Here is a 21536-nt window from a genome sequence, read left to right as displayed (position 1 = left end):
CATTAGGTGAATGCTCTTTTTTTGAATTTGTTAAACTTTGATTAGTTACGGTTACGCTTCTTGTCAGCCTTTTGACGTTCTGAAGTGTTTAAAATCTTCTTGCGAAGACGGATTGATTCAGGAGTAACCTCACAATATTCATCTTCATTTAAGAATTCAATTGCTTCTTCCAAAGTCAACTTCTTTGGCGCATGGATAGCAGCAGCATGGTCTTTACCAGCAGCACGAGTGTTAGTTAAGTTCTTACCCTTAATAACGTTAACGGCAATATCACGATCACGAGAAGATTGACCAACAATCATTCCTTCGTAAACTTCAACACCGGCACCGATAAATAATTGACCACGTTGTTCTACAGTTTGCAATGAGTATGTAGTTGACTTACCTTGACTGATTGAAACCAAAGCACCGTTTACTCGACCTGGTTCCCAGTTCTTAACAATTGGCTTGTATGAGTCAAAACTGTGGTTCATAATTCCGTAACCACCAGTTTGTGACATAAATTCGTTGTTGTAACCAATCAAGCCACGAGATGGTACTAAGAAGTCAAGACGAGTTTGACCGTTACCAGTTGAGGTCATGTTCTGCATCTCACCTTTTCTTTGTGATAAGGAGTCAATAACTGAACCAACGTATTCATCTGGAGTATCAACTTGAACAGCTTCAAATGGTTCACACATTGTACCATCAACTTCACGGTAAATAACCTTTGGCCGTGAAAGTTGTAATTCAAAGCCTTCACGACGCATTTCTTCAACTAAGATTGACAAGTGAAGTTCACCACGACCAGAAACAGTCCAAGCGTTAATTTGGTCGGTTGGTTCAACCTTCAAAGAAACATCGGTCCGAGTTTGCTTAATCAAACGGTCTTCCAATTTCTTAGGGGTAACCTTATCACCTTCACGACCAGCAAATGGTGAGTCACTAGCAACAAAGTCCATCTGCAAAGTAGGTGGATCAATCTTAAGTAATGGTAATGCCTCTGGATGTTCAGCTGAAGCAATTGTTTCACCGACAAAGATGTCGTTAATTCCACTGATTGCAATAATGTCACCAGCTTTAGCTTCCTTAATTTCGTTACGCTTCAAGCCAAAGAAACCAAAGAGCTTAGTAACGCGGAAGTTTTGGGTCGAGCCATCACGCTTCATAACAGTGATGTTGTCGCCAACCTTAACTTGGCCGCGGTAAATACGACCAACACCAATACGACCAACATAGTCATCCCAATCAAGCATTGTGATTTGGAATTGTAATGGTTCATCAACGTTGTCAAGTGGAGCTGGAATTGCCTTAAGAATGGTATCAAAAATTGGAGCCATTGTTTCTTTTTGAGTTGCTGGATCAGCTTCGTATGAAGAAGTTCCATTCAAAGCTGAAGCATAAACAACTGGGAAGTCAAGCTGTTCATCGTTAGCACCTAATTCAATGAAGAGTTCCAATACTTCATCCATTACTTGCTTAGGACGAGCACCTGGGCGGTCAATCTTGTTGATAACAACGATTGGCTTAACACCAGCTTCCAAAGCCTTTTTCAGCACGAAACGAGTCTGCGGCATTGTACCTTCGTAGGCATCAACCAAAAGTAATGCCCCATCAACCATGTGCATGATTCGCTCAACTTCACCACCAAAGTCGGCGTGTCCCGGCGTATCCAAAATGTTGATTGTAGTATCGTGGTATTTAACTGCAGTATTCTTAGATAAGATAGTAATACCACGTTCACGTTCAATATCGTTTGAATCCATTGCCCGGTCTTCCAAAGCCATATGCTCAGGTAGAGTGTCGGATTGCTTCAATAATTGGTTAACCAAAGTTGTCTTACCGTGGTCAACGTGAGCTATGATAGCTATATTTCTAATATCGTCTCTTCTTTTTTCTGACAAAAGTATTCCTCCTCCACTCCTCAATAAAAAAACTGTGACTTTGTCACAGTTTCGGCGGCATGCTTAAAACATGCTGATCGAAGTGTTTTAATATCTGTGTAGTTACGCTCATTGATTTTACCACCTAAGTATATGCAGGTCAACGTTTAACCCTCTTTTTCAAAATTGAAAAGTGTTATAGAATAAAAGTCAGACAATTAAACCAGATTTATGGTAAAAATATAAGTATAACTTTTAGATGAAAGAGTGAATTCAATTGATTTTAATGAAAGATATTACCCGCGACGGTAATCCAGTATTGCGTAAAGTGGCACAGCCGTTGACTTTTCCACTTAGTGACCACTATCGCCAATTAGCTGACGAAATGATGGAATACCTAATTAATTCGCAAGATCCTAAAATTGCCAAAAAGCACCAATTACGTGCGGGTGTTGGTCTGGCTGCACCTCAAGTCGGCGAAAGTGTCCAAATGGCCTCACTGCTTGTACCAAATGAAAAGAACGAAATTATTTTTAAGGAAACTTTTGTTAATCCTGAAATTTTGTCCGAATCAGTCCGCCAAGCCTGCCTGAGTGAAGGCGAAGGCTGCCTAAGCGTTGACAAGGTAATTGATGGTTATGTGCCCCGTCCCGATAAGTTAAAGATTCATTATTATACTGTTGATGGTGAGGAAAAGACCATTCGCTTAAAGGATTATCCAGCAATTGTTGCTTCTCACGAAATTGAGCACTTGCGTGGTCACCTCTTTTATGACCGGATCAACAAGCAAGACCCATTTAAGTTAGATGAAGACACAGTCGTTATTTATTAGTTAAGTTAGAGACAAAGAAGCCGCCAATGCCTGTTTGACGGCTTTTTTGCTTAACTATTTAAAACTTGTTTCTATACTTGCCATTGCAATTATGGTAGAATTTTTATTAGCTATTGAATATTTTTGCAAATATTCATCTTAAGAACGTTTTTATAACTGAATAGGAGAATACAAAGATGATCTACAAAGTTTTGTATCAAAAAGACAAGGTTGTTAACCCACGTAGAGAAACAACCGAAACTCTTTATATGGAAGCTGACAACATGGTCAGTGCCCGGACATTGGTTGAGGAAAATACCCCCTACAACATCGAACTCATCCAAGAACTCGCAGGTAATTCATTAGATTACGAAAAAGAACACGCTGATTTTAAATTAACGTCGTTTGAGAGTAAGAAGTAGTTTTCGTGCGCATTAAAAATAATGAAGTTGCCGTTTTTGCAATCGGGGGGTTGCACGAAATCGGCAAAAATATGTATTGTGTTCAATATCAAGATGAAATTATCATCATGGATTGCGGGATTAAGTTCCCAGAAGATGATTTACTGGGGATTAACTACGTTATTTCTGACTATTCTTACTTAGTTAAGAATCGCAAGAAAATTAAGGCGTTAGTTGTCAGTCACGGTCACGAAGACCACATTGGTGGTATCCCGTTTTTACTAGAAAAAATTCCAGAAATTCCGGTTTACGCTACTCCGTTTGCCTTGGCCTTGATTAAGGGCAAGCTTGAAGAACATGGTATCTTAAGAACAACCGAACTTCACGAGGAACACGAAGACACTGTCCTCAAATTCAAGAAGTTATCCGTTGAATTCTTCAGAACCACCCACTCAATTCCTGACACCTTAGGAATTGCTGTTCATACGCCACTTGGTGCAGTTGTCTTTACTGGTGACTTTAAGTTCGACTTAACCCCAGTAATGAACCAACCAGCTCCAGACTTTCAAAAGATGGCTAAATTAGGCAAAGATGGCGTCTTAGCCCTTCTTTCCGACTCGACTAACGCAGAAGTTACCCAGTTTACCAAGTCTGAACGTTTTGTAGCGAAATCGCTGCACGACATTATTACCGGGATTCACGGGCGAATTATTTTTGCCACGTTTGCTTCTAACCTTTATCGCGTATCAACAGCTATTCAAGCTGCCATTGATACGGGACGTAAGGTGGCCATTTTCGGCCGTAGTATGGAAAATGGCGTGCAAAATGGTATCGACCTTGGCTATCTGAATGTTCCCGAAGGATTAATTGTCGATGCCAATGAAATTAACCATACACCAGCTGATCAGGCCATGATTTTATGTACTGGCTCGCAAGGGGAACCATTAGCTGCCCTTTCACGAATTGCTAATGGTACTCACAGACAAATCAGTTTGCAGCCCGGAGATACAATTATCTTCTCGTCTAATCCAATTCCTGGGAATACTTTGAGCGTTAACCACCTAATCAATAAGTTGATGGAAGGCGGCGCTAATATTGTTCACGGCCGGGTTAATAACGTTCATACTTCTGGTCATGGTGGTCAAGAAGAACTAAAAATGATGGTTCGCTTGACCCACCCGCAATATATGATTCCGGTTCACGGCGAGTACCGCATGCAAGTAATCCATACAGAATTAGCACAAGCTGCTGGGGTGCCAGCAGACCATACTTTTGTTTTGGAAAACGGTGAAGTACTCTGCTTCGGTCCCGAAGGTTCCAGAATTGCTGGTCATATTCCAGCAGGCGATGTTTATGTTGATACTTCAGGAACTGCTGATGTTGGCAACGTCGTTGTCCATGACCGTCAGGTTCTATCTGAAGAGGGCTTAGTAGTTGCAGTTGCAACCGTTGATTACAAGCACAAGCGAGTTTTAGCTGGACCCGATGTTTTAAGCCGTGGCTTTGTCTATATGCGTGAGTCAACTGACTTAATCAGTCAGGCTCAAAAACATATCTATCACGTACTTAAATCAGAAATGGATAAGACTGATCATCCTAAGGATAGCATTATCCGTAAGGCAATTGTTGAAAATCTTTCTGACTTTTTATATTCAAGAACCAAGAGACGGCCAATGATTTTGCCAATGATTGTTGAAAAGAAATAATAAAAAGCCCGTTAGGGCTTTTTTAGTATATAAAGATGAATACCAAAATGAAATTACACCTGCTGGTTAACGAAATAGCTGGTAACGGCCAAGGTAAAAAAAGTTTTAGCAAATTAGTACAACTACTAATTGATGCTAATATTAATTTTAACTTTCAAAAAAGTACCTACGCCGGTGAATTAATTAAGCTGGCCCAAGATTATAGTGACAAAAAGCATTCTTCAAGTGATGTCTTATTAATTATTGGCGGCGACGGCTCGCTTAATGAAGTATTAAATGGTATTAAGCGCTCTGCTAATCCCGAAACCCCTTTTGCCTACTTACCTGCTGGTACCGGTAATGATTTTGCTCGAGCTGCTAAATTGACAACTAATCCGGAAAAATTGCTAGCAAGCTTACAAAAGAATTTAACACCTAAGCAAATTGACTGCGGCCAGTTCCAACTAGCTGGCTATAAAGATCAAACCAGTTACTTCGCCAATAGCTTTGGTATTGGCTTTGATGCTTATGTTAATCATTTTAGCAACCACTCAAAATTAAAAGAAATGCTTAACAAAATAAATAAGGGTAAACTAATTTACGGTGCTAACATTTTACGTGCTCTGCGCAGGCAAAACATCTTTAGTGTAGAAGTTCGCAGTGCAACTAATAAAATGCAATTTGATGACGCCTTTTTAGTAACTACTACTAATCATCCCTACTTTGGCGGTGGCTTCCCGCTATTGCCAAGTGCTAAGATTACAAGCCACCAGATCGATACGATTGTTATCGAAAAGTTTAGCATTCCTAAACTAATCAATCTGCTCTATCATTTGCTTAAGGATGGTTCTCATGTTACTGATCCGCAATTTCATTACATTGAAGCTAAGGAAATAATTGTTAAGACTGAGCAAAAAGAATTTGCGCAAGTAGACGGTGAAGAAATATACCAGCGACCCTTTAATTTAAAATTAAAGGTCAGTCATTTTAATCTATTAAAGTAAAAAACGTTTTCGTGATTAATCGTCACGAAAACGTTTTTTGGTTATTCTTCTATTTGAGCTTTTTGATTAATTTGTGCAGCTCGTTCTAAATCAGGACCAGCATAAGCACTATGGACACCCCAATAGTAAAAGCCGATGCTAATTATCACCACAATTACCAAATCCCAGGGATAATGCAGCCAATTAAGTCCGCCAAATTCTTTAGCACCCAAAATAGACAGCCCAGCCATCATTATTAGGTAACAAATTAGCCACCAGCTACCACGGAGAGCTTGCTTAAACTGATGATCGTTATTCTTCCACTCATAATAAGCATAAATTGGCATCCCTGCCAAAATGACCAGCATTACTTCCCAAGTGGTTGGAAACTGGCCCCAGTAAACTGCTAAACTCGTTAAAACAAAGGTGATGGGTGCCAATACCTTCAAGTGACGTAACTTAATCGGGCGGTTAAACTTCGGTGCTAACTTACGCAAGGCCGCTGTCGAAACCGGTCCAGTTAAATACGCAATTAAAGTAGAAGTGGCAATCACGCTTGCCAGCTGACCCCAATTTGGAAACAAGGTTACAAGAATGATGCTAACAATCAAACTTGCCAGCATTGCCTTGTGCGGCGTGTGATATTTAGCATCTAATTTAGTTAAAAATTGTGGTAAATGACGATTTTCAGCCATTGCGGCAAGTGATCTACTCGTTGTTGCCATAAACGCAATTCCTGTACCAAACGGTGACACAAACGCATCGATATATAACAAAATAGATAACCAATTAAGTCCTAATAACACTGCCAATTGAGCAAATGGTGAACTAAAATTAATTCCTGACCAGCCTTTTACCTGAATCAAGTGGTGCGGCATACTGGCTACAAACGTAAATTGTAATAGCGTATATAATAACGCACTTAATCCCAGTGAAATAATAATCGCTCGCCGCATATTTTTCTGCGGATTTTCAATTTCGCTCCCTAAGTTAATAACCGTTTGGAACGCATCATAAGAAAAAATTATCCCTGCACTAGTAGTTGCCGTTAAAATCGGCGCTGTCCCGTTAGGAAACCAATTTGTAGTTGTCAACGCTAAGTTATGTGCATTAAAGCCTGACATCAACAGCAAAATAAAGGTTAAAGTTGGAATGATAATTTTAAACCACGTGATGGTATTGGAAAAACGCGCCATCAAATTAACGGAATAATAATTAATCCATGTAAAAATGCCCATAAAAGCAAACACCACTAATAGACCTAGTCCCGTGATTTGTCCGTGATGCATTAATTGGTGAAAACCGCGGGCCCACGGCCATGGCCATGAACTTAAATATTGAACTGCAGCCACGGCTTCAATTGGCAAAATTGTCTCAAGTGAAACCCAATTAGCCCACGCAGCAATGAATCCCAGCAGTGACCCGTGAGTGTATTGTGCAAACCGACTCATGCCCCCACTCTGCTGAAACATTGTCCCCATTTCAGTATAAACAATGGCAATAAATCCCATGATAACGGCACCAATTAGCCAAGAAAAAATGGCCGCAGGTCCCGCTAAATGTGCACCCTCTCCGGCACCAAATAGCCAACCCGAGCCAATAATCGAACCTAATGACAAAAGAGTTAGTGATACTAACCCAATTTTCTGCTTATTAATTTTTATTACCTCATTTCATAAAGTTAATTTTGCCCCTTCTGGTATAAATGTCAAGCATCAAAATCAAGGTAACCGCAACCAAACGCAAAAAATAAATTTGGCACAACACTAACTTAAACTGCCATCGCTTTTTTAACCTAAATATGAAATAGCAACTTGCAGCTGCGCTAATTTTATAATTGCCTGAGCCAAGTTTTCCTGTTTAACCTGAACGGAAATTTCACAAGTTTTTTCATTGAAATCATAGCCCGCCCCTAAAGCAATCTCAGCGGTTGTTTCAAATAAATCCGCGTCACTAATTCCGGGATCAAGTTTAAATAAAATCCGCCCATCGTCGGTTACTAAGTAATCCTCGCCAACTTGTTGGACAAAACAATAAACTGTATCACCATAGGAATCAATTGCAGTCGTCGCTACTTCCCAAGTATCGCTGCTAACGGCGATAATACCAGTGTGATTTGCAATCCAATCGCCAATTGCTTGTTTAAGTTGCACCGGCTTTGTTAGTTCTTTTACCATTACTTACCTCTATTTTATGTGCGTGACACCAATTTAATGCCGCGCATACCAATCATCGGATCAATTTCACCAGAATAAATCAGTTCTGGTGTCAAAATATAATCCTTCGGCTCACTATTTTGCTCTTTAGTCGAAGCTTCAGCAACAACTTGTTCACCGGCAGTTTTATCAGGCTCCTGCTCAAGTAATTTTTGCAGTTTGGCAGTCAAACCAGTTCTTCGGTCATTGCCCGATGTATTGAGTGCCATCACATAAGCCCGTGGATCACCAACTAAAACCAAATTTTTTTCTGCCCGCGTAACTGCCGTATATAACAGATTACGCTTGAGCATCACATAATTTTGCATAGTTAAATTTAGAATGACCAACGGAAATTCTGATCCTTGTGACTTATGAATTGTGATGGCATAAGCACGAGTGAGGTCAAACAGGTCTTTTTTACTAAAATTGATTTCTCGACCATCAAAATCAGCAGTCATACATTTTTGAGTATTTTTAGAATCAATAGCAACAATTTTCCCAATTTGACCGTTATAAATATCTTTTTCCGGGTTATTCTGCAATTGTAAAACCCGGTCACCAATCCGAAAGATTTCATCATGGACTTCAAGATACTTGCTATCAGGTTGAGCTGGGTTCATAATTTCCTGAATCAAATTATTTAAGTTAGTAACCCCGCCTTCGCCGTGATACATTGCCCCAAGAATTTGAATATCATCTGGTTTAAATTTCTTTAGCGCACGCTCAACAATTTGACTGACCACGTGGCCAATTTCGTACGGCGGGCAAGAAATAAAGGAATAATTTTTTGTCTTTTGGAACAAGGCATCTTGATCAGTCCCCTCATTAATATCATGAGCCAAGGTAATAATACTTGAATCATCACCTTGCCGGTGAATTTGCGTTAACACAGTCGTTGGCAGCGCTGCTGATTTAATCAAATCACTAAAGACATTGCCCGGACCAACTGATGGTAGCTGATCTTTATCACCAACAAAAACAACGTGCTTAGTTTGATTAATACTTGAAATTAGCTGCTTAAACAGGAACATGTCAACCATGGACATTTCATCGATGATTAAAATTTCACCATTAAGCTCATTCAGGTCGGCTTCATCATTTTCACCAATGCCTAATCCTAACATGCGGTGAATTGTCTTGGCAGTAATGCCAGTTATTTCTTCCATTCTTTTAGCAGCACGACCAGTGGGCGCGGCCAATAGAAACGGTGGATCACTGCTATAAAGCGCAGAAGCTGGTATCTCTGCCAAATCGCGCAGTGCCAGCAAAATTCCGTTAATGATTGTCGTCTTACCGGTACCGGGGCCACCTGTCAAAATCGAAATCGGGTGAGTTAAAGCATTTTTAATGGCTGCCTTTTGCGTGTCATCATACTTGATTTTTAGCTCTTTTTCCGCCTTTTTAATTGCTTGATTAACACTGCGATCACTATATTGCTCATCCTCATCTTGCTCAACTCGCCGCTCAATTAAATTTTTCATCGTTAAAGCAATATCATTTTCGGCTTGTGCAATATTTTGCAGCGCCGCATTTTCGCCAGAAACAACAATTTTACCGTCATGTTGGAGTTGATTAACACAATTAGCAATTGGGTCGAACTGGTTAATTTGCAAAAGTTTACTAGTGTCCGTCAATAATTGTGCCAATTTAACGTAGGTGTTACCTTCTTTACTTAGCTCATCAAGCAAAACTTGAAAAATGGCACCATTAATTCTGCGGGGATCATCATTTGGAATTCCCAGCTCTTGCCCCATGCGGTCAGCACTCCTAAAAGCATAACCAGTGACCTCATCAATTGAGGCATAAGGATCTTCCTGCAGCTTAATCAGTGTTTCCCCATGATAGATTTGGTAAAAACGACTAGCGACCTTTTTATTCAAACCAAACTGGGTCAACTTCAAAATGATTTCTGAATAAGAATCCATCGAATTTACGCCAGCAAGCAAACTATCCTTTTGTTTTTGCGTTAAAGGCAATGTAGCAATCTTGGCTGGATTGTCCTTCAGCACTGCCAAGGCATTGACTCCTAATTCGGCAATAATTGTATTAGCGGCTTTTTTACCAATGCCAGGGAACTTACTTGAACTCAAATAGCGGCTCAGACTGCCCTCCTCATGTGGCAGAGCCTGCTGATAACGATCACAGCGAAACTGCAAGCCAAATTTATTATGAACCACCAATTTACCTGAAAACTGATAGGTGCCACCGATTTGCACATCACCGAAATTACCAGTGACTTTAATTTCGTCCCGGTCATAATCAGCCAGTTTGCCACTAATCGTCACGTCAAGAATTTTGTACAAATCCTGATTATTTTCAAAAACAATTCCGTTAATTTTGCCTACAAATTCAGTCATTACTATTGCCCTTATCCTTAACTAATTTAAGAATTGATGAATACTGGTCAAGTGCCTGCTGATAATATTTCGGGTCCAATTTTTTCGCTGTTTGCAAAAATTCTTGTGCCTTCTCGCGGTCATCTTCCAAAACCGTAATTCCAAGTAAGAAATTAACTTTCGCACTTCTAGCAGCTGGTGGAATTTGCTCATAACTAGTGCGCGCTTCCTTTAATTGACCCAGGCTAAGCCAAATATCGCCCAATAATTCTTGTACTCGCTTATCCAGTTTCTTGATTGTCAACGCATAAGCCAAGGCTTTTTGCTGCTGCCCAATTTTGAGGTAGACTAGTGCTTTTTGGTATAAAACTAAATCATCATTTGGAATTTGGTCTAGCAAGGTTAGTGCCTTATCAAAATCTCCTTGCATGTAATAGCAAACCGCTAAATCATAATCTAAGTCCTGCGGCTTTTTCACTACCTGCTTGGCCTGCTCCAATAATTGCGTTGCTTGAGCAAAACTACCCTCATTTAGTAAATAAGTTGCCAGTTGCAAATAATTATCCGCCTTTTGCGGCTGTTGATCGATTTTGGTTATTAATTGGTGAATTTTTTGGTCAATGTCTGCTTGCCGCTTATCCTGTTTCGCCATTTATAATGCATCCGTTTCTGAAAGTTTACGGTCTAAAAAGTCGGTCTCATTCCAAATTAATGAGTGCCATGTTTGGCCTTGGTCATCGGTAGATAAAATTGTCAAACTAGTATTATTTAGGCTACCCTTTTGGCGCAAATTTTTAAGTGAAAAGCCTAACAAACCACCCATAATTGCTGACAAAGCAGCACCATGACTAACTGCCAAAACTTTATCATCTGGATTAGAAAATTTCTGCGCAACTTCACGGGCAAAGCTTTGACCACGAGCAATCACTTCAGGGTAATTTTCACCACTAATCTGGTGCCCATCATAGCGCTCAGGATGATGCCACAGGTCATTAACTTGTGTAGGATACTTTTGCTCGGCTGCCTTAAATTGCATGCCTTCCATTTTACCTAAGTTAAATTCACGCAGACGTTCATCAATAATCACCGGTAATTCAGCATTCATTGCATCATCAATTCCTTGCGCTGTATTAAAGGCCCGTTTTAGCGGACTAGCATAAATTGCCCTAAATTTAATATTTTTTAGGTGCTGACCCAACTTTTTAATATCAATTAAACTTTGTGACAATAGCGGGGAGTCCCCATGTCCTCCTTGAAACCGTTCTTCAAGATTCCACTCTGTTTTTCCATGCCGTACAAAATAAATCTGCATCAGTAATTTTATCTCTTTTCTATTGCTGTTACTTGTCTAGTTTATCATTTAATGAGAGCAAAACAAAAAAAGAAAAGCAAATTATGCTTTCCTTTTTTAGATCAAATTAAACTAATTGTAACTGCTTTTCTTCTTGATATGCGGCATCAATATTACCACCACCGAGGCATTCCTCACCGTTATAAAGGACGAGTGCCTGACCGGGTGTAACTGCCCGAGCTGGCTCATCAAAGTATACTGTAGCAGTGTTTTGTTCTGCGTGATATTCAACCGTCACACCAACATCACACTGACGGTAACGGAACTTGGCGCTACAATGAATTTTGAAATCATGATCTGGCTGACCAGTAAAGAATGACATGCCACTAGCTTCTAACTTAGTTGCGTATAACAGTTCACTGTCGTACCCCTGTTCAACAATTAATTCATTCTTTGCTAAATCCTTACCAACAACAAACCACGGATCAGTTGACTCCTTAGTTGAGCCAAGACCTAAGCCAGAGCGCTGACCGATTGTGTAATACATTAAGCCGGCATGCTCGCCAACAACCTTGCCATCTGCGGTAACCATCTTACCTGACTTGGCTGGCAAAAATTCGCTTAAGAATTTGCGAAAATTACGTTCACCAATAAAACAAATCCCGGTCGAATCCTTCTTTTTAGCAGTTGCTAATCCTGCCTTAATTGCGATTTCGCGTACCTGCGGTTTTGTCAAATTAGCTAACGGAAAAATCACCTTGTTAATTTGTTCTTGACTAAGTTGACTTAAGAAGTAAGTTTGGTCCTTATTGCCGTCTTTTGGCCGCATCATATGAGTAACGCCGTTTTCGTCCGTGACGGTTTTAGCATAATGACCCATTGCAATATAATCGGCATCTAAGTTCAATGCAAATTCCAAAAATGATTTGAATTTGATTTGACTATTACACATAATGTCTGGATTAGGTGTTCTACCCTTTTTATATTCACTTAAAAAGTACTCAAATACACGGTGCCAATATTCTTTTTCAAAATTAATTGAATAATATGGAATGCCAATTTGATCTGCTACTTTTTTAACATCATCGTAATCTTCAGTTACTGTACAAACACCGGCATCGTCAGTGTCATCCCAGTTTTTCATAAAGACGCCAATCACATCATAGCCCTGCTCCTTCAATAAAAGAGCAGACACAGATGAATCAACGCCGCCACTCATGCCGACAACGACTCTTGTCTTCTTTTCAGTCAACTTTCATCAATCCTTTACTGGAACAATAATTTTACGTTCTTCGAGATCTTTTAAAATATAGTCTAACAGTTCTACAGTTTGTGCTAATTGCTTGTTCTTAAAAATATTTACCTTTTGCAGGCCACTGCGATCGGTTACCACCATTGTTAACCGCGTCATGTCCTTGTTAATTGTCATTTTAAGTTTAGTTGGTGCATCATAAGGAGAATCATTATAAAGTGGATGTTCATAATTGAAATTGCCCTTAACGGTTTTGACAAAACCGGCATCAATCAACGCATAAAGTTTTAAATCGGGACTTAGTGTAAATTTACGCTGGTCGCCATTAATTATAACTGTATTTGCCATAATTTTACCTCACTTACTTATAATAAGTTAACTTGCTAGAAAAAGCAATCACTTTTGTACCTTATGGGCAATTTTACATAATTCTTGCGCAAAAGCAACTACTTCCTCGTCCGTATTATACCGCCCAAAAGAAATTCGGATTGACTCATTAACTCGCGGAGACTTTTTACCAAAACAAGCCATCAAAACATGCGAAGGCTCAAGTGAACCAGCGGTACAAGCAGAACCACCAGAGACGGCAAAGCCTGCCAAATCAAGGTTTGCTTGTAAAATCGTCGTGCTGACACCAATGATATGCAGATTAAGAACATGATGTGATACGTGCTCGCCGCGGCCGCCATTAACTTCATACTGGACATTACTCTCGTCAAGTGCCTGCAAAATCATCTCTTGCCAATGCGAATACTTGGCCTGCAAAGCTGCTTTGTCAATTGCGGCAATTTCACTAACAGCCTCACCAAAGCCAGCAATTCCCGGCACATTTTCAGTACCAGCCCGACGTTTGGTTTCCTGCTCACCACCTAAAACTAGGGGTGGTAAATTAATTTGCTTATTTTCGTATAAAAAGCCTAAAAACTTAGGTCCATTAATTTTATGAGCTGACGTTGATAACAAGTCAATCTGCATTTTCTTAACATCAAGGTCAATATTACCAAGACCCTGAACTGCATCAACATGAAAATAGGCATTGCTATCTGCGACAATGGCGCCGATCTCTGCCAGCGGATTAATACTACCAACTTCATTATTGACAGCCATGACTGATACTAAAATCGTTGCTGGTGTCAAGGCGCTTTTGAGATCGTCAAGTGAAATATGACCGTTCTCATCAACATCGAGGTATGTCACTTCGTAACCCTCGCGCTCTAACTGACGCATCGGATTCAAAACTGACGGATGCTCAATTTTAGTCGTGATAATTTGCCTACCAATTTCTTTGCGACTGTGGGCAACGCCAAAAATAGCAGTATTATTACTCTCCGAGCCACCGGAAGTAAAAATAATTTCATTATCATCGGCATTAATTGCTGCTGCAATTTGACTGCGCGCATGATCAATTGCGTGTCGCGCCTTACGGCCCAATTCGTAAGTACTTGATGCATTACCAAAGTCGTTCTTCATTTCACTGGTCATGACATCAATCACTTGCGGTGACATTGGCGTGGTCGCGGCATTATCTAAATAAATTTCTTGCATTTAATTCATCTTCTTTAAATAAGCACAAATCAGTTCAGCGGCTTTAGCACCAACTTTTTGGGCAAACTTGTCAAAATCTTCATTAGCATCGTCATTACCATTATCAGAAATTGCCCGTAAAGCAATCAGCGGCTTATTAAAGTGGTAAGCAACTTGCGCAAAAGCAGCGCCTTCCATTTCCACAGCCAAGGCTTTAGGGAAATTATGTTTAATCGTCTCTTTTTGAACATCGGAGCCAATAAAAGCATCACCAGTAACGATCAATCCTTCTTTAAATGGCACATTTTCCTCCGTCAGGAAGTGTTTAAAGTTGTTTCTAGCAACAGAATCCAGCTTAAATTCTGCTGGTTCTCCCGGAATTTGACCTTCAACATAATCACCAGCTAGGGTATTATGCGCATCATGATAGGTGAACGAATCAGCTAGCAGCAAGTCTTCTCTGTGAACATCAGCAGCCAATGACCCGGCAGTCCCCGTCATCAAAATTAAATCAATCTCAACCTTGCTTAATAAGCTAGACAAGTTCATTGCCGCTTGCACCTTGCCAATTCCACTCAAGCCCAAGTAAATATCATTGTCTTTAACGCAAAAATGCTCGAATACGGTTGATCCGAACATTTCCTTGTTACCTGAGTGAAAGTTTTTACGATAATATTCTGCCTCAATTGCCATTGGGACAATAATTGCTATCTTCATCTTAATCCTCAAATAAAAATTTATCTTTATAAATGAAACAATGCCAATAATACCAGAACAATTAAAACAATTACAATCAAAATTGCTCGATTCAGCTTTTTCTTTAAAAACAGGGCCTTGTCAGTATCCTGCTTTTTGCCCGTTTTCGCATTAGTTCGCACACTAGATTCACGAGTAGCGTGATGCTGCCTTTTACGTTTAGATCTTGCAGCAGCTTTTGGCGCTACTTGCTCTTTTTCTTCAGATTCACGCATAAAGTCAGGATTAACATCAACTGCTTCATCGCTATCATCAAAAGCTGACTTAATTGTATGTAAAAGGCCACTATTCTTTTTACGTTTAATTTGTTTGCGGTAATCGGATCGTTTCTCAGTCATATTATTCCTTTGCTTTTTCACCTGTTAGCAGCATGTTTTCCCACACGCTCATTGCATACAAGGTTTTAGCATCAACAATTTTACCTTGAGCAGACAACTGCTTTAAATCAGCTAAATTATACCAATGACTGGTTAAAAATTCGTCCATATCAAGCGGCCGTTTGTCGGTTAACTTAGTTAATGTATCACAATAAAATAAATGCAATTTTTCATTAGTAAAACCGGGTGATGAATAAAATTCAGCAACTTTTTCCCAATAATCAGCACGATAGCCGCCCTCTTCGTTGAGTTCACGCTTCATCGCATCAAGTGGACTTGCGTCAGTTTCATCGATTAACCCAGCTGGAATCTCCAACGTCAATTCTTTAATTGGTTCACGCCATTGTTCAACCAGCAACATTTCTTGCTTGCTATTAACCGCAATCACAGCTGCAGCTGGTTGATGATTGACTACTTCGCGAGTTGCACTAGCACCATTAGGCAATTTAATTGTTCTAACAGCAAGATCGACAATTCGCCCCTTAAAAATTTGCTTTGAAGAAATTTCAGTTTCTATTAAATCCATTTACTCACTTTCTTGCGTATCAGCTAAATATACATTGACACATTGTAACCCATTTTTACCTTGCGCAAGTTGGTACTTAACCTTTTGACCGACTTGAAGACGGCGATAGCCCTCCTCTTTAATCGCTGTATAAAATACAAAGTACGACTTATGGTTTTCGTCATCCTCAATAAAGCCAAAACTGCTGTCATGATCAAATTGTTTTACTGTTCCTAAGCGCATTATTCTTCTAATCCTTCTTGAACTGCTTCAGGATGGTCTTCTTTAACAATCGCTGCACACCGTGCACAGAGCAAAGGCAGATCAGTATCGCTACCAATATCTGTCTTAATCATCCGGCAACGTGGACAAACTTCTCCTGCTGCATGTTCAACAACAATCGCCGCATTTGGCAGTTGTTCAGCTGCATCTGGTGCTTCGCCATCGGCAACTGTCAACTTAGAAACAATCAGAATCTGTCTGAAATTAGCATTCAATTCATTAAGAACCGTTTTAGTTTCTTCAGTTGGGTAAATAGTAACGGCAGCTTCAAATGACTTACCAATTAACTTTCTATCCCGTGCTTCTTCCAATGCCTTTAAAACATCATCGCGCAGATGCATAAAGTGTTTCCAGTTATCGAGCAATTCTTCACGGTTAGCAAAGTCCTCAACTTCTGGCATATTTGCAAGTTGAATGTAGTTTTCCGGCTCTTTTAAGAATGACCAGATTTCTTCCATTGTGTGTGGCAAAATCGGCGTTAAAATTTTAGCCAATTTAACGGCAGCATCATAAATCACTGTTTGCATTGATCTTCTTGCAAGACCATCTTCACTCTCAATGTACAAAACATCCTTGGCAAAGTCCAGATAAAAAGCTGACAAATCATTAGAAATAAAGGCAAAGACCTTTTTATAAACATTATTAAAGTCATATCTATCGTAACTGTCAAGACATTCCTTAACCAAGTCATTCAATCTAACTTCCATGTATTGGTCAATTGAATTCATATCCTTGTAGGCTACACGGTTATTACTTGGATCAAAGTCGCTAGTGTTGGCAAGCATGTAACGAAATGTGTTTCTAATTTTACGGTAACTTTCAGAAGTTTGACGCAAAATATCTTGAGAAACAGCAACATCAGAAGTTGTATCAACTGAAGCAACCCACAGGCGAATAATTTCGGCCCCCATTTGCTTAATTACATCATTTGGAGAAATAACGTTACCCAAAGACTTCGACATCTTATGGCCTTTATCATCAAGAACAAATCCTTGCGATAAAATTTCCTTGTAAGGAGCTTGACCAGTTGCTGCAACAGCTGTAATTAAACTTGAGTTAAACCAACCACGATATTGGTCACTACCTTCAAGGTAAAGGTCAGCTGGGAAACGCAAATCTTTACGGTGAGCCATAACTGCTTGATGTGATGACCCAGAATCAAACCAAACATCCAGAATGTCAGTTTCTTTTCTGAATTCGCCATTTGGTGAATGTTCTGAAGTAAATCCCTCTGGAAGCAATTCCTTAGCAGTGTGCGTGTACCAAGCATTTGAACCTTCCTTGGCAAAGATTTGGGCGATATGCTCAATCGTTTCTGGAGTAACAATTGGTGTATCATCTTCAGCGTAGAAAATTGGCAATGGCACGCCCCACGCCCGTTGACGTGAAATTACCCAGTCACCACGGTCCTTAATCATATTGTGCAAACGTAACTTACCCCAAGAAGGTGTGAAGTTGACTTGATCAATTTGTTCAAGGATTTGTTCACGACACTTTTTAATTGAAGCAAACCATTGAGTTGTTGCCCGATAAATAACCGGCTTCTTAGTCCGCCAGTCGTGTGGATATGAGTGCGTAAAGAAACTTAACTTAAGTAAATTACCAGATTTCTTCAGCTTTTCACTAACAACTTTATTAGCGTCATCATAGAACATCCCTACCAAATCAGGATCAGGAATTTCTGAAGTGAAGCAGCCCTTGTTATCCATTGGGCTAAACACTGGTAAGCCATATTTTTGACCAACATTATAGTCATCTTCACCAAAACCAGGCGCACTATGAACTAGTCCGGTACCATCACTGGCAGTAACATAAAGTGCATTCATCAACAAGGAGTCTTGGTCATACAGTGGGTGCTTAGCTACCATGTATTCCATTTCAGTACCCTGCATGTGCTGTACAACCTTGTAGTCTTCCCATCCTAGGTCTTTAGCAACCGCTTCTAAGCGATCGGTACCAATAACATAACGCTTAGCACCAACCTGAACAACGGAATAATCAAATTTAGGATTAACAATAATCCCTAAGTTTGAAGGAATTGTCCATGGCGTAGTTGTCCAAATTACAAAATACGTATCTTTTTCAGCTAAAATACCTTTACCATCTTTAACAGGAAAAGCAACGTAAATTGCTGGTGATTTAATATCGTGATATTCAACTTCGGCTTCAGCCAAGGTGGATTCACTTGATGGTGACCAGTAAACTGGCTTCTTGCCCTTGTAAATGTAACCTTTTTCGTACATTTTACCAAAGACGCGAATTTCTTCGGCTTCATATTCAGGCTGCAGCGTAATATATGGGTGATCCCAATCACCCATAACTCCTAGACGCTTAAAGTCTTCCATTTGCTTTTTAATTTCTTTTCTAGCAAATTCTTCACAAAGTTTACGGTATTCTGCCCGATCCATTGTTTTGCGGTCGATTCCCTGCTTAGCTAATTGTTGTTCAATTGGCAACCCATGAGTATCCCAACCTGGAACGTATGGTGCATAATAGCCGTCCATATTCTTATAACGAACAATAATATCTTTCGAAACCTTGTTCATTGCGTGACCCATGTGAATATTACCATTGGCAAATGGAGGACCATCGTGTAAGTCAAAGCGAGGTTTGCCCTCATTTAACTTCAATCTTTGTTCATATAATTTATTTTCTTCCCATTCTTTCTGCCATTGAGCTTCGCGAACTGGAAGATTTCCCCGCATCTTAAATTTCGTCTTACCCAAGTTGAGTGTATCTTTTACTCTCATTGTTAGATTCCTTTCTGTAAAAAAAGACCTCGTCCTAAATTAGGGCGAGGTTTATCATCGTGGTACCACCTAAATTGAGCTGCTAAGCTCCACTTATGTATTGCGTATCGTACAATCGACGTAAATAGACCAAATAAGGCAGCTGATCAACTATTAAGCTCTTACATTAGCCTCCCACCAACGCTAATTCGCTGAATTGCCTGCAAGTTTTACTGCCGGTCTATTATTAATTATGATCTTTATAATCATCTGGAAAAACAATTGTTGGTCCAGATCCATTATCTGATAAATTAGACGTTTGCGGATTAACAGTTTCATGACTCGGACTATCACCAGTCATTGGCTGTGGTTGGTCCGAATCATCTAGATCCTGATCCTCTTCAATGTCTTCCTCAAAGTTTACGTCATCTTCATCATCATTGTCAAGCTCATCTAGCTCTTCATCGTCTTCCATATCTTCGTCATCATCGACCAAAGTTATTGGTTCTGAGCCATCTGGCGGGTAAAAGCGCTCCGTTGAAAAATATTTATCAAGCGCCTTTTGCCATTTTTCGTCACTTAAATTATCAATCGCTGTTTGCAACAAATCTTGAAGATGATTGCGATAACCAGCTATCTCTTTCTTTAGCCGTTCATAATCATTATTAATGGTTCTTTGCTGCTGCTTTTCATAATCAGTATTAATTGCTGCCTGTTGCGTAGCATTTTGAATAATTTTTTGTGCTTGCTCTTGCGCACGAACAACTGCCTGCTCAGCCTCCTCTTTAGTCTGCTGATATTGGTCAATCTGCGTTTGCAAGTTTGCAACTTGATCCTTTAAGCTAATAATATTATTTTTTAAATCAACCGTTTGATCTAAAGCATCACCATAATCATCAACAACCTGATCTAAAAAACTGTCGACTTCTCGGCGATCATAACCGTTAAGTCCACGCTTTTTAAATTCTTGATTATGAATGTCCATTGGCGTTAATCTTTTTGCTTGTGTTTTTTTGTCTGCCACAGTTTTAGCACCACCCTATATTTACCTTTTTTAGTTGTTGTAATGTCCATAACTTGACTTCTTCCAAAGTGCCTTAAGCTGAGAACATCACCTACTTTTACTATTATATTAGAATCCTTCACTCCATGCCAATTTAATTTTACCAAATTAGCATTAATTGCGTCTTTTAATTGCCCCCGACTATTCTTACTAATACCAGCTAAAACCGCGTCAATTCTAAGCGAAGCAACAATTAGCGAAACAATTTGACTATCATCTTCTGGCACTAAAATTTCTTTTGGTGAAACTGAACGTACCTTAACCTGCGTGCGCCCAATGCGGTCAATCTGCTGCGTAAAAAAGTCGAGCAGTTCACTTTTTACAAAAAACTGCCATTTACCAGCGCCATCAGTAATAATATCCCCAAAACTATCTGTCTCAACACCAGAATTAGCCAATGTTCCTAAAATTGAACTATGAGTTAACTGGGTAAATTTACTAGGATAATGAATTTCACAAGCCGTTACCTGATAATCTGCAGGCATTAAATTGACCCAATCTTCACTTAAATAAACGCGCTTTTTCTCCGCATCGGTGTAACCACCAAATTCCTGCACCAACAAGTCACCACCAGTGACCGTTTTTAAAATATCCCTTTGTGCTGGATCTAAAAAGTTCGTTAGAATTGCCTCGTGCTTAAAAATAACTTGATTAAAAAAGCCGACCATTTTGTCAACAGTCGACTTTTCTTCCGAATCAAAGTGTGGGTAAAAGCTGCTTGCCTGTCTTTTCATCATAAGCCTAGCACCCGAAAGAGAATGTTAGCTAACCAATTAAGAGCGTAATCCTGCACGAAATAAAGAACTAATAATCCTAATAGGAAAGACAAATCTAACCCAGTTGCGTAAGATAATCTTTGAACTGGCCCCTTACGAAAAATATTCAGGTAAGGATCAATTATGCGATTAAGAATTCTACCAACAGCTGAATCCCGTAAGAACGGTACCCAACTCATGATTGCATCAATCACCATAATGATGCTGTAAAGCCAAATCAGCCAGTTGATTACACTTAAAATATAAGAAATTATTGTGAGCATTAACTTAAGTTATCTTTCTTATCAACTAATTCACTAATTTTCCCATTAGTGACAAACTTAGGCGGTGTTGCTAAAAATATTTTATCACCAATGCGTTGAATTTCACCATTAAGAGCATATACCGTTCCTGTGATAAAATCAACAATTCGTCTAGCAGATGTATCTTCCATTCTACTAAAATTAATGATTACTGCCTTGTTATTCAGCAAATTTTGGGCGACATCCTTAGCATCAGAATAAACTCGTGGCTCATAGAGGACAATTTTACTTTTAGCAGCATTCATCCCTGACTTAATCGAAACCACCTTATCATGATCAATCGTATTGGCTGGAATAGTGTCGTTGCCAATTTCTTGATCATCAAGATATTCTTCACCATCAAGCATGTCATCGTCTTCATCAGAAATGCCGAAAAATTTACCTATTTTACTAAAAGCCAATT

At 39.6% G+C, this 21536-nt stretch carries 22 protein-coding genes; 4 read left to right on the top strand and 18 right to left on the bottom strand.

From position 1 onward, the window contains the following. Window positions 1-41 precede the first annotated feature (41 nt). Window positions 42-1883: a translational GTPase TypA gene (gene typA / locus OZX76_RS04495; protein ID WP_277132632.1), complete on the bottom strand. Its 1842-nt coding sequence runs from the start codon at window positions 1881-1883 to the stop codon at window positions 42-44. Window positions 1884-2139: 256 nt separating this feature from the next. Here typA and def point away from each other — a divergent pair, with 256 nt between their 5' ends. The 4 genes from def to OZX76_RS04475 all read left to right on the top strand — a co-directional run bounded on the left by def (window position 2140) and on the right by OZX76_RS04475 (window position 5763). Next, on the top strand, window positions 2140-2694 hold the full coding sequence (gene def, locus OZX76_RS04490; RefSeq protein ID WP_277144952.1) for a peptide deformylase: 555 nt from the start codon (window positions 2140-2142) through the stop codon (window positions 2692-2694). Window positions 2695-2870: 176 nt separating this feature from the next. After that, window positions 2871-3095, top strand: a complete 225-nt coding sequence (locus tag OZX76_RS04485) for a DNA-dependent RNA polymerase subunit epsilon (protein WP_277132629.1) — start codon at window positions 2871-2873, stop codon at window positions 3093-3095. A gap of 5 nt (window positions 3096-3100) precedes the next feature. Further along, entirely contained in the window at window positions 3101-4780 is a 1680-nt protein-coding gene (locus OZX76_RS04480) for a ribonuclease J (protein ID WP_277181318.1), read from the top strand. Window positions 4781-4827: 47 nt separating this feature from the next. Beyond that, a complete protein-coding gene (locus OZX76_RS04475) occupies window positions 4828-5763 on the top strand; it encodes a diacylglycerol kinase family protein (RefSeq protein ID WP_348635190.1) in 936 nt (311 codons plus the stop codon). Window positions 5764-5804: 41 nt separating this feature from the next. Here the strand turns inward: OZX76_RS04475 and OZX76_RS04470 are convergent, their stop codons facing one another. From OZX76_RS04470 to sepF, 17 genes are all read right to left on the bottom strand, one after another. Then, window positions 5805-7385 (bottom strand): APC family permease, encoded by a 1581-nt coding sequence (locus OZX76_RS04470; RefSeq protein WP_277181491.1) that lies wholly within the window; start codon window positions 7383-7385, stop codon window positions 5805-5807. Between the two features lie 147 nt (window positions 7386-7532). Further along, a complete protein-coding gene (locus tag OZX76_RS04465) occupies window positions 7533-7919 on the bottom strand; it encodes a DUF1828 domain-containing protein (protein WP_277181314.1) in 387 nt (128 codons plus the stop codon). Between the two features lie 14 nt (window positions 7920-7933). After that, window positions 7934-10297 carry an ATP-dependent RecD-like DNA helicase gene (locus tag OZX76_RS04460; RefSeq protein ID WP_277181312.1) on the bottom strand — a complete coding sequence of 788 codons (2364 nt, stop codon included), beginning with the start codon at window positions 10295-10297 and terminating at the stop codon, window positions 7934-7936. Beyond that, window positions 10290-10928, bottom strand: coding sequence for a tetratricopeptide repeat protein (locus OZX76_RS04455; protein WP_277181310.1), 639 nt, complete (start codon window positions 10926-10928; stop codon window positions 10290-10292). The genes OZX76_RS04460 and OZX76_RS04455 overlap by 8 nt, the downstream gene beginning before the upstream one ends. Next, on the bottom strand, window positions 10929-11588 hold the full coding sequence (locus OZX76_RS04450) for a histidine phosphatase family protein (protein WP_277181308.1): 660 nt from the start codon (window positions 11586-11588) through the stop codon (window positions 10929-10931). 106 nt (window positions 11589-11694) lie between these two features. Beyond that, a complete protein-coding gene (gene mnmA / locus OZX76_RS04445; protein ID WP_277181306.1) occupies window positions 11695-12819 on the bottom strand; it encodes a tRNA 2-thiouridine(34) synthase MnmA in 1125 nt (374 codons plus the stop codon). Between the two features lie 6 nt (window positions 12820-12825). Continuing rightward, on the bottom strand, window positions 12826-13167 hold the full coding sequence (locus tag OZX76_RS04440; RefSeq protein WP_277144938.1) for a DUF1831 domain-containing protein: 342 nt from the start codon (window positions 13165-13167) through the stop codon (window positions 12826-12828). Between the two features lie 48 nt (window positions 13168-13215). Continuing rightward, window positions 13216-14364 (bottom strand): cysteine desulfurase family protein, encoded by a 1149-nt coding sequence (locus OZX76_RS04435; protein WP_277181304.1) that lies wholly within the window; start codon window positions 14362-14364, stop codon window positions 13216-13218. Further along, the gene (locus OZX76_RS04430; RefSeq protein ID WP_277181301.1) at window positions 14365-15060 is read right to left on the bottom strand and encodes a 5'-methylthioadenosine/adenosylhomocysteine nucleosidase; all 696 of its coding nucleotides are present in this window, start codon (window positions 15058-15060) and stop codon (window positions 14365-14367) included. A 26-nt stretch (window positions 15061-15086) separates the two neighbouring features. Beyond that, entirely contained in the window at window positions 15087-15437 is a 351-nt protein-coding gene (locus OZX76_RS04425) for a hypothetical protein (protein WP_277181299.1), read from the bottom strand. A gap of 1 nt (window position 15438) precedes the next feature. After that, the gene (locus OZX76_RS04420) at window positions 15439-16002 is read right to left on the bottom strand and encodes an NUDIX hydrolase (RefSeq protein ID WP_277181298.1); all 564 of its coding nucleotides are present in this window, start codon (window positions 16000-16002) and stop codon (window positions 15439-15441) included. Beyond that, window positions 16003-16224, bottom strand: coding sequence for a cold shock domain-containing protein (locus OZX76_RS04415; RefSeq protein ID WP_277144928.1), 222 nt, complete (start codon window positions 16222-16224; stop codon window positions 16003-16005). Then, a complete protein-coding gene (ileS, locus tag OZX76_RS04410; protein WP_277181296.1) occupies window positions 16224-19013 on the bottom strand; it encodes an isoleucine--tRNA ligase in 2790 nt (929 codons plus the stop codon). Before ileS ends, OZX76_RS04415 begins: the two co-directional genes overlap by 1 nt. A 226-nt stretch (window positions 19014-19239) precedes the next feature. Further along, complete coding sequence (locus tag OZX76_RS04405) at window positions 19240-20016, bottom strand: DivIVA domain-containing protein (protein WP_277181293.1); 777 nt, start codon at window positions 20014-20016, stop codon at window positions 19240-19242. Continuing rightward, complete coding sequence (locus OZX76_RS04400; protein WP_277181291.1) at window positions 19983-20792, bottom strand: YlmH/Sll1252 family protein; 810 nt, start codon at window positions 20790-20792, stop codon at window positions 19983-19985. The genes OZX76_RS04405 and OZX76_RS04400 overlap by 34 nt, the downstream gene beginning before the upstream one ends. Beyond that, window positions 20789-21094, bottom strand: a complete 306-nt coding sequence (locus tag OZX76_RS04395) for a YggT family protein (protein ID WP_277181289.1) — start codon at window positions 21092-21094, stop codon at window positions 20789-20791. Before OZX76_RS04395 ends, OZX76_RS04400 begins: the two co-directional genes overlap by 4 nt. Continuing rightward, on the bottom strand, window positions 21094-21534 hold the full coding sequence (sepF, locus tag OZX76_RS04390) for a cell division protein SepF (RefSeq protein WP_277181287.1): 441 nt from the start codon (window positions 21532-21534) through the stop codon (window positions 21094-21096). The genes OZX76_RS04395 and sepF overlap by 1 nt, the downstream gene beginning before the upstream one ends. Window positions 21535-21536: the final 2 nt, after the last annotated feature.

It is taken from the genome of Lactobacillus sp. ESL0677, assembly GCF_029392875.1.
Classification (GTDB): Bacteria; Bacillota; Bacilli; order Lactobacillales; family Lactobacillaceae; genus Lactobacillus.
Note: the sequence above shows the minus strand (reverse complement) of the source record. Positions and strands in the feature narration are given on the sequence as shown.

Bases quoted from the DNA above. Each gene is read 5' to 3' on its own strand.
- OZX76_RS04485 (WP_277132629.1), top strand. From the start codon at position 2,871: ATGATCTACAAAGTTTTGTATCAAAAAGACAAGGTTGTTAACCCACGT.
- OZX76_RS04475 (WP_348635190.1), top strand. From the start codon at position 4,828: ATGAAATTACACCTGCTGGTTAACGAAATAGCTGGTAACGGCCAAGGT.
- OZX76_RS04465 (WP_277181314.1), bottom strand. From the start codon at position 7,919: ATGGTAAAAGAACTAACAAAGCCGGTGCAACTTAAACAAGCAATTGGC.
- OZX76_RS04460 (WP_277181312.1), bottom strand. From the start codon at position 10,297: ATGACTGAATTTGTAGGCAAAATTAACGGAATTGTTTTTGAAAATAAT.
- OZX76_RS04455 (WP_277181310.1), bottom strand. From the start codon at position 10,928: ATGGCGAAACAGGATAAGCGGCAAGCAGACATTGACCAAAAAATTCAC.
- OZX76_RS04450 (WP_277181308.1), bottom strand. From the start codon at position 11,588: ATGCAGATTTATTTTGTACGGCATGGAAAAACAGAGTGGAATCTTGAA.
- OZX76_RS04440 (WP_277144938.1), bottom strand. From the start codon at position 13,167: ATGGCAAATACAGTTATAATTAATGGCGACCAGCGTAAATTTACACTA.
- OZX76_RS04435 (WP_277181304.1), bottom strand. From the start codon at position 14,364: ATGCAAGAAATTTATTTAGATAATGCCGCGACCACGCCAATGTCACCG.
- OZX76_RS04430 (WP_277181301.1), bottom strand. From the start codon at position 15,060: ATGAAGATAGCAATTATTGTCCCAATGGCAATTGAGGCAGAATATTAT.
- OZX76_RS04425 (WP_277181299.1), bottom strand. From the start codon at position 15,437: ATGACTGAGAAACGATCCGATTACCGCAAACAAATTAAACGTAAAAAG.
- OZX76_RS04420 (WP_277181298.1), bottom strand. From the start codon at position 16,002: ATGGATTTAATAGAAACTGAAATTTCTTCAAAGCAAATTTTTAAGGGG.
- OZX76_RS04415 (WP_277144928.1), bottom strand. From the start codon at position 16,224: ATGCGCTTAGGAACAGTAAAACAATTTGATCATGACAGCAGTTTTGGC.
- ileS (WP_277181296.1), bottom strand. From the start codon at position 19,013: ATGAGAGTAAAAGATACACTCAACTTGGGTAAGACGAAATTTAAGATG.
- OZX76_RS04400 (WP_277181291.1), bottom strand. From the start codon at position 20,792: ATGATGAAAAGACAGGCAAGCAGCTTTTACCCACACTTTGATTCGGAA.
- OZX76_RS04395 (WP_277181289.1), bottom strand. From the start codon at position 21,094: ATGCTCACAATAATTTCTTATATTTTAAGTGTAATCAACTGGCTGATT.